General features: G+C 50.7%; 13 protein-coding genes. 2 read left to right on the top strand and 11 right to left on the bottom strand.

The features are described 5' to 3' along the window. Positions 1–12: 12 nt before the first annotated feature. The 9 genes from CCY32_RS02095 to CCY32_RS02055 form a co-directional block, all read right to left on the bottom strand. Positions 13–1956, bottom strand: coding sequence for a nucleoside-diphosphate sugar epimerase/dehydratase (locus tag CCY32_RS02095; protein WP_246840500.1), 1944 nt, complete (start codon positions 1954–1956; stop codon positions 13–15). Further along, entirely contained in the window at positions 1953–3128 is a 1176-nt protein-coding gene (locus CCY32_RS02090; RefSeq protein ID WP_088328874.1) for a DegT/DnrJ/EryC1/StrS aminotransferase family protein, read from the bottom strand. The genes CCY32_RS02095 and CCY32_RS02090 overlap by 4 nt, the downstream gene beginning before the upstream one ends. Before the next feature lie 79 nt (positions 3129–3207). After that, entirely contained in the window at positions 3208–3837 is a 630-nt protein-coding gene (locus CCY32_RS02085; RefSeq protein ID WP_088328872.1) for an acetyltransferase, read from the bottom strand. After that, positions 3828–4436 (bottom strand): sugar transferase, encoded by a 609-nt coding sequence (locus tag CCY32_RS02080; RefSeq protein WP_088328870.1) that lies wholly within the window; start codon positions 4434–4436, stop codon positions 3828–3830. Before CCY32_RS02080 ends, CCY32_RS02085 begins: the two co-directional genes overlap by 10 nt. Next, positions 4433–5590 (bottom strand): glycosyltransferase family 4 protein, encoded by a 1158-nt coding sequence (locus CCY32_RS02075; protein WP_088328868.1) that lies wholly within the window; start codon positions 5588–5590, stop codon positions 4433–4435. The genes CCY32_RS02080 and CCY32_RS02075 overlap by 4 nt, the downstream gene beginning before the upstream one ends. Next, positions 5587–6759, bottom strand: a complete 1173-nt coding sequence (locus CCY32_RS02070; RefSeq protein WP_088328866.1) for a glycosyltransferase — start codon at positions 6757–6759, stop codon at positions 5587–5589. Before CCY32_RS02070 ends, CCY32_RS02075 begins: the two co-directional genes overlap by 4 nt. Further along, on the bottom strand, positions 6756–8117 hold the full coding sequence (wzy, locus tag CCY32_RS02065) for an O-antigen polysaccharide polymerase Wzy (protein ID WP_246840499.1): 1362 nt from the start codon (positions 8115–8117) through the stop codon (positions 6756–6758). Before wzy ends, CCY32_RS02070 begins: the two co-directional genes overlap by 4 nt. Further along, entirely contained in the window at positions 8098–9195 is a 1098-nt protein-coding gene (locus tag CCY32_RS02060) for a glycosyltransferase (RefSeq protein ID WP_088328864.1), read from the bottom strand. The genes wzy and CCY32_RS02060 overlap by 20 nt, the downstream gene beginning before the upstream one ends. Further along, positions 9185–10390, bottom strand: a complete 1206-nt coding sequence (locus CCY32_RS02055) for a polysaccharide biosynthesis protein (RefSeq protein ID WP_088328862.1) — start codon at positions 10388–10390, stop codon at positions 9185–9187. Before CCY32_RS02055 ends, CCY32_RS02060 begins: the two co-directional genes overlap by 11 nt. Positions 10391–10668: 278 nt before the next feature. Here CCY32_RS02055 and CCY32_RS02050 point away from each other — a divergent pair, with 278 nt between their 5' ends. Further along, positions 10669–12252 (top strand): amidohydrolase family protein, encoded by a 1584-nt coding sequence (locus CCY32_RS02050; RefSeq protein WP_168171408.1) that lies wholly within the window; start codon positions 10669–10671, stop codon positions 12250–12252. A gap of 83 nt (positions 12253–12335) precedes the next feature. On the opposite strand, the gene CCY32_RS02045 is transcribed toward CCY32_RS02050, so the two are convergent. Next, positions 12336–12992 (bottom strand): 3-oxoacid CoA-transferase subunit B, encoded by a 657-nt coding sequence (locus CCY32_RS02045; RefSeq protein ID WP_088328858.1) that lies wholly within the window; start codon positions 12990–12992, stop codon positions 12336–12338. Positions 12993–13002: 10 nt separating this feature from the next. Beyond that, entirely contained in the window at positions 13003–13704 is a 702-nt protein-coding gene (locus CCY32_RS02040) for a CoA transferase subunit A (RefSeq protein WP_088328856.1), read from the bottom strand. A gap of 155 nt (positions 13705–13859) precedes the next feature. On the opposite strand from CCY32_RS02040, the gene CCY32_RS02035 reads away from it, so the two are divergent. Next, the gene (locus tag CCY32_RS02035) at positions 13860–14807 is read left to right on the top strand and encodes a LysR family transcriptional regulator (protein ID WP_246840498.1); all 948 of its coding nucleotides are present in this window, start codon (positions 13860–13862) and stop codon (positions 14805–14807) included. Positions 14808–14813 lie beyond the last annotated feature (6 nt).

Genomic DNA, 14813 nt, shown 5'->3' with positions numbered 1-14813 from the left:
GCCTTGTTATTGTTATCTGTTAAACGCCAGTTTTGACATGACAGCCTTGTTATCGGCATCACCTGGGGTATTCGCCACTGTTTTTTTTTCGTCAGTGGCATGTTCAGCTGGCTTATAGGCCAAAGGGGCGCTCAGTAAAAGCTGGGTAGCGGTGTGCTCGTCATTGTTATGAATTGCGATCGTCAGTTTATCGAGTAACTGATGAACCTCGGGTAAAGAGAGACGAGGCTCTGCTTCACTCATAATGCGCGGATGCGGGGTTTTGCTGCTGGTGTCTCCGGTGAGTAACTCTTCGTAGAGCTTCTCGCCTGGTCTGAGACCCGTAAAATGCAGTTCAATATCGCCATCGGGATTCGCCTCGTTGCGAATACTACGTCCCATCAGGTGCGCCATTTTGTGGGCCATATCCGCTATTTTCACCGGTTCGCCCATATCCAACACAAAGACCTCGCCCTGTTTACCCATCGCGCCAGCCTGGATAACCAGCTGAGCGGCTTCGGGAATGGTCATGAAATAGCGAATAATGTCAGGATGAGTGACCGTAATAGGCCCTCCTGCAGCAATCTGCTTTTTAAACAGTGGCACAACAGAACCGGAAGAGCCCAATACATTGCCAAAGCGGACAATGGCAAAATGGGTTTTTGAGGACATATCCTGCATAGCCTGCACACAGAGTTCAGCCATACGTTTGGAAGCACCCATAATATTGGTGGGCCGTACCGCTTTATCGGTAGAAATCAGTAGAAACTTTTCAACCCCGGATTCAGCGGCCAGTCGCGCCAATATGGCGGTTCCCAGAACATTGTTTTGCACCCCGGCTAACAGATTGTGCTCGACAATGGGGACATGTTTGTAGGCGGCAGCATGATAAATGGTATTGATCTGGTGCGATGACAGCAGATGTCTTATCTGACGTTCATCCTTAACGTCCCCAAGGCGGGTTTCAATCTTCAGGGTAGGGTGGGCGGCACTGAGCTCCGCTTCAATCTGATAGAGGTTGTACTCAGACAGTTCCAGTAGCACCAGCATGGCGGGTCGCTCAACAGCAATCTGACGGCACAGCTCACTGCCAATAGAGCCTCCGGCACCGGTGACCAGCACATTTTTATCACGGATATCCGGGCGCATCAGTTTGGGTTTGGGAGGTACCGGGTCCCGACCCAGTAATTCCTCGATACTGACTTCCCGCAGTTCATTGATTTTTTTGCGTCCATACAGCACGTCTTTAACGTCGGGAACACTGAGCAGTTCTATGGCATAGGGTTCCAGTTCGCTAAGTAATTCGCGATGGCGTTCGGGCCCTGAGTCGCTGACTGCTAATAACAGTTTACTGATGCTGTAACGCTCAACCAGTTGCGGAATGGAGGCTCGTGAATACACGTCCAGTCCGAGAATGGTCTTTCCCTGAAAGCTGCGCTTATCATCAATAAAGGCTACCGGAACCATATCTGAGCTTTGACGCAGCGACAGCGCCAGCGCACGACCGGTTTCCCCTGCGCCATAAATCAGGCACTTTTCTCTGAGTCTGAAACTCTGACTCTGTACACTCAGCATGACCAGAATTCTGGGGCCTAATATGCCAATACTGCTTAATACAAAATAAATGATAGGCATGCTGTTGGGTACAAAGGCATCCAGGGGCCAACGCGCAAAATACAGATAACAACTGGCCAGCATACTGACCAACAGCGACATTAATACCGCTTCTTGACTCAAATGCCTGACCATGTGGCGATAATTTCCCACAAAAATCAGCATTGAAAGGTGAAATATCAGCACCGTTGCGCCTAAAGAGATCTCTTTGAATCCCAGTACATCGGTTCCAATGCCAAGGCGTATCCAGTAACTTCCCAGAAATGCAAAAAGCAGGCATAAGCTGTCCCAACTCATGGTAATAACCATTTTGGTGCGGTTGTGCAGAGCAAACATACGGTTGAGAAACAGCAGATACTTCATGCGCTTGCCTCTTGCATCACCAGACGCAAACTTTCGCAGGCTTTATCCATTTCTGAAACAGTGATACCCGGGTGTACAAGAAACATGAGACTGGTCTCCCCCAGCTCTTTGGCGGTGTTAAGGGCATGTTCCGGTCGCCAGTGGGTGCCATCGAAGGCTTTTTCTTTATACACTTCAGAGCAGCTGCCACTGAAACAGGGTACACCTGCTTCGTTCAGGCAGGCCATAATGCGATCGCGATTCCAGCCCTCGGCAAGCTGAGCAGGCTCAATAAAAACATAGCATTTGTACCAGGCATGGCGAATAAACTCCGGTATGTCAGGTACCCTCAGAGCAGGCAAAGTGGATGCGGTTTTTAATAAACGCTGACTGTTCTGTTGGCGTTGTTGCTGCCATTGTGTCATACGACTCAGTTGGATACGTCCGACAGCAGCCTGAATTTCAGTCATACGCCAATTGGTGCCAAAAGACTCATGCAGCCAGCGAAAGCCCGGAGGATGAGATTTTTCATATACAGCTGAATAGGATTTTCCATGATCCTTAAAGGCCCAGGCTTTTTCCCATAAGCGGGTATTTGAGGTGGTCAACATACCGCCCTCACCAGCAGTGGTCATGATTTTGTCCTGGCAAAATGACCAGGCAGCCATATCACCCAGTCCGCCAACCGGCTTGCCTTTGTATTGAGCACCATGAGCCTGGGCGCAGTCTTCAATCACCGCTAAATCGTGCTCTTTTGCCAGTTCATTTATTGGGTCCATGTCACAGGGCCAGCCAGCAAGGTGCACACAAACAATGGCTGCGGTTTTTTCATTAATCAGCGGGGCAATGGTGTGAGCAGTGATATTTTGTGAGTCGGCATCCACATCGGCAAAAACGGGCACCAGACCAGCCAGTACAATGGAGGATACCGATGCAATAAAGGTACGGGATGTAACAATTACCTCGCTGCCTGCTGGCAGCTCCAGCACCCTGAAACACAGATCCAGAGCCACCGTACCATTTGCCAGGGCAATGGCGTGGTCTGTTTCACAAAAGCGTGCAAATTCTTTTTCAAATTCCCGCGCTTGGGTGCCTGTCCAGTAATTGACCTGGTTTGAATCCATTACCGCAAGTACGGCCTGCTTTTCCTCTTGGGTATAGCAAGGCCAGGGCGAGAAAGGCCCGTTAAGCATAGTGGCATCCTTCGTTATTATTGTTGTTTTTATCAGCTGATGATTATGCTTGTGAAAAAACCGCTACGTTGTGTTCTGCTCACGCCCCTGTGGATTTGATCACTACCGCCGGAACTCCCACAGCAAGGTTGTTTGCAGCAATATCTCGGGTGACAGTGGCACCGGCCCCGGTCTGACTCCATGCACCCAGGCTGATACCCGGAATAATTTTGGTTCCGGCACCCAGGAAACTTCCTTCTCCCAGTCTGACATTTCCTGCAACAACACTACCGGGTGCGACGTGAACAAAGTCGTTCACCGTACAATCATGTTCAATTATCGCACCAGTGTTAACAATACAACCATTTCCGATCGAGGTAAATGGATTAACAATGGCGCCGGCACTGATGAGTGTGCCCGCACCCAGCGTGCTGTGTACACTAATGATGGCACTGGGGTGAACCAGAGTGGTCAGTCTGCCCCCATTTTCAATGAGTGACTTTTGCCAGTCAGCACGGAGCTGGTTGTTGCCCATTGCCACAAAAAATTGGGTCTGCTGAGTTTGATATTGTCCAAAGCTGCTGAGCTTGTTAACCACAGGCCAGGGATAGTCTTCCATGTGGTTACAGGCATCGTCGAGAAACAGGATTTCGGTATAGGCCTGACTTAAACTGGCGCACTCTGCGACCACTTTTCCATGACCGCCGGCGCCAAGAATCACTAGTCGCATGACTTTTCCTTGTTACCGGTAAATTTTTCCATGGTGGCACGCTGTTGCTGGTTGATGTCTTTTCGCTGTAACACTTTATACAGGGTCATGAATATAATTCTCAGATCAAGTAGCAAATTGTGATGATCTACATACCAGACGTCCAGCTTAAACTTTTCTTCCCAACTGAGGGTGTTGCGACCGTTTACCTGTGCCCACCCGGTAATGCCCGGACGTACCTCGTGGCGCCGATACTGAAAGGCCGAATAACGGGGCAGATATTCCATCAACAACGGACGCGGGCCTACCAGGCTCATATCACCTTTAAGGACATTCCACAGCTCTGGCAATTCATCCAGGCTGCTCGCGCGCAATAATCGGCCAAAGCGAGTCAGACGCTGGTTATCGGGCAATAGCTGTCCCTGAGCGTCTTTCTTATCCGTCATGCTGCGAAACTTAATCATATTGAAGGGTTTACCATTACGTCCCGGACGCTGTTGCCTGAACAAGACCGGTGCGCCAAGACGCATTCTGACTAATATTGCGAGTACCAGCAATAAAGGGCTCAGAATAATCAACCCCAGCAAAGAAGCCAGGATATCAAGCAGACGTTTCATCATTTCAGACTCCCGCTATAGGTGTTGAGGACATGCTCGTAGAATGTCATGACCTGCCTGGCATTATGCTCAATGTCCATAAGCTCGGTTACCTGTTTGAGACCGGCAACTATCCGTTTCTGGCGCTCAGCAGGGTTTTGCCACGCCCGGCAAATGGCGGCGGCCAGCGCCTGGGGATCTTTTGGCGGGCAGAGATACCCTGTTTCTCCTTCGATAATCAAATCCGGAAAGCCTCCCACATCACTGGTAATGGTACTCACGCCGGCAAATAATGATTCAACCGCGCCGCCCACATTTTCCGAGTGTGACGGGTGAACCGCTAAATCAAACTGCGGATATAGCTGTGGCACATCGGTACGGGTACCCAGGAAAACAGCGGCATCGCCTACTTTTTCACTGGCGTAGGCTTGTACCTGGTCGTAGTAAGACAACGCGTTGTCCCAGGGGCCCCCAACAAAAACACAGCGCGCCGTGGGATACTGTTTTAGGACCAGCGCGAGTGCATCAATAAGGTCTTCATGGCCTTTAAGACCGCGTGTTTGTCCCAAAAAGCGCTTGGGCGCATAAAAATACGCCACCATGCCAATCAGCAGATCCTCCTCCTGCATCTTTAACTGTTGCTTTAGCCGAAAACTACCCGGCTCAGGGGCAGTGAATACACCCGGGGGAACACCATAGTAAGCAAGACCGGTGCGTTTGGCCGCCACGCCACTTTTTATATAGCGTTGCTGCGTCCATTTGCAGGAGGCCAGCCAGTAGTCTTCTTTATTACTGCTGGCAATTTCCAGTCCACGCAGCAGGGCATGTTCGAGATGCAATGGCCCCGGCACCTGGAATATTCGGGGAATCCGGGTTTTTCTTAGCGCCAGACGCATCAATAAGGTGGTACTGACAAAATGACTGTGTATCAGATCGGGTTTGAGTTCATCCACCAGTTGATGAAGCGCTCTGGCGCGAGTCATTGTCTTAAGCGGATGAGAAAAACTGAACTCGGGCTGCATCTTATGTACGGTTACTCCAAGGGCCTCGTAACCGGCGTTCATCGGACCATCAGGCATGGCGACATGGACATCAACGCCACGTTTTATCAGTTCCTTGATCTGGTTCAGTGCCCATTTCGCGCCGATGGCTGTCTTGAGCAAATGTAATACGGTCATGAGGTTTCCTTACGAAACTGTTGATACACGGACTGATAAAAGGATTGGCGAAGCGCATTCAGCTTGTCCTGGTGGTAGTCGCCAGCGACCTTCAGATTACGGGCAGAGCATTGGTTCAGCATGTCTTCATGGGAACACAACTGATGGATACGCTGTGCTAGTAGCGCAGTGCTTCCGGCTTTTGCCAGGCACTCCTCAGGCAGCAACTCTGGAATGCCGCCTGCATCACTGCCTATTGCAGGCATCCCCGTTGCCATGGCTTCAATCATAACCCGGGGTAGTCCTTCGGTTCTTGAGGGTAGGACAAATACGTCATTGCGCTGCATGCAACTGAGTATTTTCTGATGAGGTTGTTCGCCGGTAAATACCACGGAGTCGGACAATTCAAGCTCGTTAGCCAGGGTTTGCATATCCTTAAGATGTTTGCCATCACCAACCATGGTTAACTGATAGTGATGGCCTTGTCGTTTGAGCAGGTGCAGTGCCTGTAATAACACGTCCTGGCCCTTGTAAAGCTGGGCAAATGAGCCCACGAAAAGCAAGCTGGAAGCGCGTTTTTCGTAATGACGTGGCGCTGATACAAACCACTCATCGCTTAATGCAATACTGGAACAGGCTATCGCGGGACGGTCTGGGTGAGGCGGGTAACGCTGTTGCAGATACCCGCGGGTAACATAACTGACCGCCACGGCTTTTTTTGTCATGCGTCTCAACTGCCAGGCACTGAACCGTCCCAATAGTTTATCCAGCAAAGGCCTCGTGATTCCCGCGGCAAATACATCGGCAGGATCGCCAACCACCTCCAGAGCAAAAGGGCGGCGGGGGTGCAGGAGTCGGGCTAGCATCGCGGTTTGGGACGGCACTCTGAAAATCACGGCGTCGTGATTGTCTAAAGCACGGTAAAGTGTTTTTATCAGCGCCGGAAGTTTTCTGATAAGTCCTGCCAGTCCCAGGTAGTAGGGCAGTGGACTCAGATTCACACCAGAACCGGTCACCGGGTGCCAGTTAGATTCACTTACGTCAACCGGTGTGACCCTGGCCAGGATCGTCACTTCACTGAATACCTGCAGGTAACGCTGCCAGAAGGCGCGGGAAAAGGCACTGCTTGTCCAGACCTGGCCGTCTGGAGTTTGCATAAACCGGTACTCACAACAAACGATCACTCTCATGATTCAGCGTTGCCCTTTGTGGATGCGAGGAAAATGACAAGCAGGCTGATGGTGATACCCAGAATAACCTGCACCGGAACATGGGTGAAGCTGTTACGGATCATGATAAAAACCGGGAGCAGTGCGGCTCCGATAACAATGTCTTTGCGGGTTGAAGGGGGCACGTTGTCCAGTTTCCCCATAACAGCGCCGAGCAGCATCATGATCAGCACCACCCCGCCTTTACCAAAATTGGCATAAGCCTCCGCAACAGGGGAAAACCCGATGGGTCCGGCCCGGTCTGCCACCACGACATTTAACATTCTTGGGTCACTGGCGGCTGGTACCCGTTGCATGCCCGGAACTAACAAGGCTATTTGCCGTTCGAATGGCGCCCAGTAACTGCCGCCATATAACATCGAGTCCCCTTGCGCCCGCCATTTGATGACTTCCTGCACCGGACGCAAACTGGCGCCCATTTCAGCGACACCATTTAATGGATTGACGGTTGGGATGTCGGTGTAGTCACCACTGACCCGGGCATTTTTAACGATGGTCGTGACGGTGAGAAACAAGACCAGTAAAAGCAGAATAAGAGGCAGGCCAAGGGTCAGGTTGCGGCGCCCAAACATGGCTCCGGATACCATCAGAGGAAACATTACCTCGCCCCGTAATCCGAGCCTGAATGCCACCAGCGCCCATAAACCAAACAGCGCAAAATAAAACAGGGTAAAACCGCGGCGATAGGTTGCACTGACCATCACCAGACCCAGTCCGATAAAAAAGTAAAGATAAGCATAAACGACACCCAGCAACGGAACCTGAGACAGCAGGTTCAGATACGCGCCATAAGAGCTTAATACGCCGGTAAAGGTGGATAAGGCGAAAAAGCCTAGCATGCTGGTAATCAGCAATACCCCACCAAAATGGTATACGCGCTGATTAAAACTGCCGCCCCGGGCTTTATAGGTCGGAAGATAGGCTTTAGAGGTCAGTAAGGCCCCTAACGCAAAACTGAGCAATGCCAGGTTGACCATTTCAATGGCTAGCGTCGTCTCATCGCGATAAAACCAGTAGGCAATATGATAAAGAATATCTTCATCGGTGATCGCGCCCAGGCTGCTGGTGAGAATGAGGCCGACATGGAAAACACCCAGGGAGGCAAAAAAGATGAAGCTGATAGACCAGATTCCACGGGGCAGAGTATTGGCCAGTATCAGCAACAGTATTAACCAGCTGGCACTGGCAACCCATTCAAGCTGCAGGCGGCTCAGCTCAAGCGCCTTGGCAGAGACACCTAAGTAAAGGGTGATAGCCATCAGTAAAAACCAGATGGCCAGCGTTTTGCCCATGAGTGGATTAGTTTGCGTAAACTGCATTCAGCGCCCGTATATTTTTATCGAGTAAAAAGTCACTGTGCTTAAAGTCTTCTATAAGCGATGCCCGGCCATTACCTTTTTTCAGCAGCATAGCCAGGTGTTCTGCCCATTCATGCGGGCTTTGCTTGAGCTCAGCGGTCTCTACCGCCTTAAGCTGCTTTGCAATTTCCTGGCAACCGGGGATAGCTGATGCTAGAACAGGAGTGCCGACGCTGGCAGATTCGAGCACAGCGCCCGGCAAGCCCTCCCATAGCGAGGGAAACAGCAGCGCCTGAGCGTGACGCAGAAAGGCCAGCGGTTGTGCTTGTTCAGACAGAAATATCACACGATCTGCAATACCTTTTTCCGCTATAAACTGATTGAGTTGCGTTTTGATAAGAGGGTCTTCTTTTCCAATTAGAACCAGGAATGCATCCTCATGTGCGCTCAGGTACGCATTAAATATCGCTATAACAGCAGTATGGTTTTTAGCCGGATTCATCCGTGCCAGATGAACCACTACGGGCTGGCCAGCATAGCCTTCAATCCATGCAGACCAAAAATCCGCTTTCTCCTCAATAGGAGGCAGCGCCATGCCATTGTAGATTACCTGGCACTTCGGACGCTGCGCATAGTCAGGCCACTGACATTGCAATGCGCCCTGACAGACCCCAAGAACGTGATGGCTGAACCGGTATAAACAGCGTCGTAGCAAGGCATTACGCCATATCCGCAGTATCGATGAGGATCGTGTGTCCAGTGTGGAGCGCAAATGGCTGATACGCTTTTTCACACCAGCAATGGCACCCAGCAATACCAGCAAGCCGGACACCAGCGCCACATGTGTGTGGAGGATACTGATATGCTGATGCTTTAACAGCCGCACAAAGCGCCAGATAAACGCAGGGCCAAGTTTCAAATAATGGATCTGACCGCCCATCGCGCGGATATCGTCGTCCAGGGCGCCTTCAGCGCCACTTAACACACAAAAATGGAATTCATAACCCAGCGCCTGCATAGAGGGCATGAGTGCCAGCGTGCGCAGCTCTGCTCCTCCACGGTTCATGATACCGAATACGTGCAATACCCTAGTGGTCATTGATCGCCTCTTTACTCAAGGGGGGCCAGCGCAACAAGAAAAGGATATATAACAGCAATTCCAGGCTGGTGGCGATAAACATGGCGTAGGCTGCGCCCATCGTTCCATGACTGGGAATAAGCAGAGCGCAGCTCAATGCCATGGCCAGTGTGCCGGCCCCGGCAATACGAGTTTGCACAGCAAACTCACGAAAGGCATTGAGGGTGGTCCCTAAGAAGATATAGGCGTAGCGGATCATGGCTGCAGCCATAATCCAGTTGAGCTCATCAGCCATCTGTATAAAGCCAGGATGGTAGACCCAACTCAACAGTTGTGGCCCCAACCCCAGGGTTATCAACAGAGCCAACAGTCCGATTGCAAGGCCCAGGGCGCACAGCACAGCGCTGGTTCGCCGTAGTTTTTGGTAATCACGCTCTGCTTGCAAGCGACTAAGAAGAGGTTGAGCGGTTTGTGCAATGCTGGTTATGAGCATGCTGCCTGCCACCAGGAAGTAGCTGATCGCGGCAAAGCGGCCCGCATCACTGACGCCCTGCAAATGCTGTAAAAACAGATTTGGAAGATAGACAAACAGCGAGGAGAACATCAGGGCGATGCTCAGGGTATGATATTTTTTAAATAACGCTAACGACACCCGCAGCCTCTGCCAACGCCAGATCCCCAGCGAAAAAGTTTGCTGAAAGTGGGCCAGAATCAGCGCACTGCTTTTCAGTGTAGCCAAAAGGGCAAAGGTGGCAGTTACACAGACCCACAGTATTAGCGTCAGAAGCAGATTATCTGATAAAAACGCCAGCGCTAATGCCATCACCGTGACCAGCGCACGGCAAATTAACCAGGCAGCGGAGGCTGAAAAGGCTCTTAAACGGTGACGCAGGCTGATATTCAGTTCAAACCAGGCGTCGCACCATTTATACAATGCGATGAGTATTACAATTATCGCATCGATCTCACTCAGCAGTGCCCAGCACACCAGCGGTAAGCAAAGAAGTAAAACCGTATTGGCGATAAAACGTGCATGAAAGTACTGGGCGATAGGGTATTCGTTGTGTGTATCCGTAATCAATAGTGTGCGCAGCTTGAAGCTGCTGAGTAAAAATAGGGGGGAAAGAACAGACAGCGAGAGTGCTACCTCGCCCAGAGAATAATCGCCGAATACCTTGGCAATGATCACCAGCAACAGCCAATTGCTGGCTGCCATACAGAGATTGGCAGTAAGTGTCAGCAAGGCATGTGTGGCAAAAGGAAACCTCAGGGGCATCAGATACGGGTAATGTTTTTATGATTATTGTACGGTAATGATGCGTTAATCTGGTGTTAAAGACAATCTCCGTGGGCAAGACAACACGCTTCGGCGAGGCATCAGATGCTGCCACGTGTTGTTTTAATATTAAGACACGGGCATATCCAGATAAATGGGCTGCAAGCTCAGGCTAAGGTATGATGCACGACAAGGAATACGTTCAAACAGGAGTCCTCATGGGGCAGCTTACAAAACACTACTTACTGCTCTTTTTGGGGGTAATGTGGGCCATGTCCTGGTCAGTGATGGCGAAACAGGTTGATTGGCTGATTCAATCTGATCGCATCTATACCGGCGACCGACAAGGGCCTTATCAAGGTGTAGTGGTCATAGATAAAGGCCTTATTACACACGTTGGTCCACACCTGCCGGAAAATATTCACCCCCTTGAGAGCATAGATGCCACTGGCCTGGTGGTGAGCGCAGGATTTATTGATCCGCATACTCATGCCTGTCGTGATTTTAATGGTGGTCCGGGTAACCTCAATGCCAACTATCTGACCCAGGGGGTGACCTCGGTATTTTGCAACAATGATGGCGGGGGCCCGGCGGATGTTGTGACACAGATGTCCCGCTATCAGAGGCAGGGTGTGGGCACGAATGTCGCGTTGTATGTAGGACATAATAGTGTCCGCAAGGCGGTGATAGGGATGGCAAATCGGCCACCCACAGAAGCAGAGCTTGAGCAAATGCGGGAAAAGGTTGCACTGGCTATGAAACATGGCGCCATGGGACTGTCTTCCGGATTGTATTATGTGCCGGGTAGTTACGCGCAAATTAATGAAGTTATCGCACTGGCAGAAGTGGTCCAACAATATGGCGGGCACTACGACAGCCATATTCGTGATGAAAGTAGTTACTCTGTTGGGCTACTAGCCTCAGTTAACGAGGTGATTACTGTGGCGGAGCAGGCCGGTATCGCAGCAAATATCTCCCATATCAAGGCATTGGGTGTGGATGTATGGGGGCAAAGCAAAGAGGTGGTTGCACTGATTAACCAGGCCCGTGAAAGAGGCCTGCGAATCACTGCAGACCAATATCCCTGGCTAGCTTCGGGGTCAAGCATCACGGCAGCGCTAATACCAGCATGGGCCAGAGCTGATGGCCATGAGGCCTTGATACGGCGCTTAGAAGATCCCGCACACCATAAAACCATTAAAGCTCAGGTGCAGGATAACCTGCGTCGTCGCGGGGGAGCTGATGCATTGCTGTTCACCGATGCGACAATGCCTCAGTATCAGGGTAAAACACTTAAGCAACTGGCTTTGGAATCTCAACGCAGTGCTGTGGATATGGCCATTGCCATCGTAAAAGAAGGAAAAGGTGACGGGGTCGCCAGTTTTAATATGCAACAGCAGGATGTGAAGCATTTTATGATGCAGGACTGGACCATGACCTCCTCCGATGGCAGTAGCGGACATCCTCGCAAGTATGCTTCCTTTCCCAGAAAATATACCCAATATGTCAAAGAGAACAGCGTACTCAGCCTTGAGGGTTTTCTGTATCGAAGCAGCACCCTGGCGGCGCAGACGTTTGCGTTGGGTAAGCGAGGTAAATTGAAAAACGGCTATGTGGCGGATGTGGTGATATTCGACCCAGCGCGTTTTGCTGCTCGTGCTACGTATCTCCAGCCGCAGCAGCACAGTAGCGGCGTAGAATGGTTGTGGGTGAATGGACAGGCTGCAGTGGCCAGGGGCAAAGTGACCGGTATCAAAGCGGGGCAGGTAATAAAACGCTCTGCAAATGCACTAGCCCAATGAGACACAGACAACCTGGGGTAATAAAGCGAGGCCCTGGCCATTGCGGCCAGGGATAATGGGTTCTGATGTTTTTGTTGAATGGATTAAACGCGCATTTCCGGAATATCGCCTTCAACAATCAGGTTTCCGGCGGTTTTTTCACGAATCTCATCGACGCTGACACCTGGTGCCCGCTCGCGAAGATGAAAGGCGTTATCCTTAATTTCCAGCATGGCCAGGTCGGTGATGATATGGGTAATACAATTCACACCCGTCAGCGGCAGTTTGCAGTGTTCCAGTAATTTGGAATTGCCATGTTTATCTGCATGGGTCATGGTGACAATGATATTTTTTGCCCCGGCCACTAAATCCATGGCGCCGCCCATACCTTTGACCAGTTTGCCTGGAATCATCCACGAAGCAATATTGCCCTGTTGATCGACCTCAAAGGCACCCAACACGGTAAAATCCACATGGCCACCGCGGATCATCGCAAAGCTCTCCGCAGAGCTGAAAATGGACGCGCCTGTACTGGCGGTGACCGTCTCTTTTCCGGCATTGATCATGTCGGCATCCACCTCATTTTCTGAGGGATAACGTCCCATGCCCAATAAGCCATTTTCTGACTGTAGCATGACGGAAATGTCGTCAGAAACGTAATTGGCGGCCAGAGTAGGGATGCCAATTCCCAGATTGACATAGCTACCGTCTTTAAATTCCTGCGCAACGCGCATCGCAATTTGTTCTCTTGAAAGGGCCATGTTTTTCTCCTTATGCGCTGCGTGTCACTTTGCGTTCGATTCGCTTCTCGAACGTGCCTTGGATTACCCGGTCTACATAAATACCTGGAGTATGGATCTGACTGGGTGGGATTTCACCGGGTTCGACGATCTCTTCGACTTCAACCACGGTAATTTTGCCCGCTGTGGCGGCCATAGGATTGAAATTCTGAGCGGTATGGCGATAAATACAGTTGCCATACCTATCGGCCTTGTAGGCTTTAACAATGGCAAAATCGCCGGTGATGGATTCCTCCATGATATAGGGACGCCCGTTAAACTCTCTTACCTCTTTACCTTCTCCCACCGGTGTGCCGTATCCGGTAGCAGTGAAAAAGGCGGGGATACCTGCTCCCCCGGCGCGCATTTTTTCAGCCAGTGTGCCTTGTGGCGTGAGCTCTACTTCCAGCTCCCCGTTAAGCAGCTGTTTCTCAAACAGCGCGTTTTCACCCACATAGGAAGCGACCATTTTTCTGATTTGTTTATCTTCTAGTAAAATGCCCAGACCGAAACCATCGACGCCGCAATTATTCGACACCACGGTGAGTCCGCTCACGCCCATCTTTTTAATCTGGGCAATCAATCCCTCGGGAATACCGCACAGACCGAAGCCTCCGGCAATAATGGTCATATCGTTCTTTAATCCGGCCATGGCCTCTTCATAGCTGGATACTACTTTGTCAAAACCTGCCATGTCGTTCTCCTGATTGGCACAGCGCTGTTGTCGGCACTATGGGTTTGATGTTGTTGTCTTTGAAACCGACATTAGTATTAGTCAGCAATTAGAATATGTAAAATTAATATAATTTAGTTAATAATAAGTTAAATAAATTAATAGTATCTTATGTCATGTCTCAACCTATAACTTCCTCAACGCCTATGCACTTAGGCGGTAAATCCGTTTCCTATCGTCAGTTGCAAGTGTTTGTTCAGCTTGCACAAAGTGGTTCTTTCGCTGAGGCCGCAGATCGCCTGCATTTGTCTCAACCGGCACTGTCCATTGCTATAAAGAAATTTGAGGACCTGATAGGTGGGAAATTATTGTCCCGAACAACTCGGGCAGTGCATCTGACGCAGGAGGGGCGCAATTTTTTACCGGTTGCACAGCGTTTGCTGCGGGACTGGGATGAGGCTTTTACCGATTTGCATAATTTATTTGCCATGCAACGCGGTAAGCTCACGGTAGCGGCGATGCCTTCTTTTGCCAACAGCTTGTTACCCGCAGTACTGAGCCAGTTTCATCAACATCACAGCAGTATCAATATTGCGATACTCGATGTGGTGATGGAACGCGTGGTGGAAGCCGTATTGGACGAAAGGGCTGAGCTGGGGATTATTTTTGAAGCCAGACAAATGGAAGGGCTGAATTTTCTGCCACTTTTTGATGACACGTTTCTGGTGATTATGGCACCGCAACATCAGCTTGCTTCACGGCTTCATCTGTCGTGGGAAGAGTTACAACAGCAAAACTATGTGGCAATGAACAGAGGGTCGAGTATCCGCGATTGGTGCGATCAATCATTACACCATGCCGGGGTAGATGTGACGCTTGTGGCTGAAGCCAGTCAGCTGTCTACGGTAGGGCAGTTGGTGGCGTCAGGTATGGGACTGTCAGTGGTCCCTGGTATTTGCCGACAGGAAATGCAGGGACGGGGACTGCGTTGTGTTCCGCTTAGGGTTGTGCAAGGCAAACCCGTAGGGGTGATAACGCGAAGCCGCGGCAGTTTATCTGTACCCGCCGCCCGTTTGCTGGAACAATTGCAGCAATCAGATTGGCAAACGCTGCTGCAATCCTAGTCTGTT

Source organism: Lacimicrobium sp. SS2-24 (assembly GCF_002201535.1).
GTDB lineage: Bacteria > Pseudomonadota > Gammaproteobacteria > Enterobacterales > Alteromonadaceae > Lacimicrobium.
The sequence above is the reverse complement of the archived record's forward strand: the minus strand, read 5'-3'. Positions and strand labels throughout refer to the sequence as shown.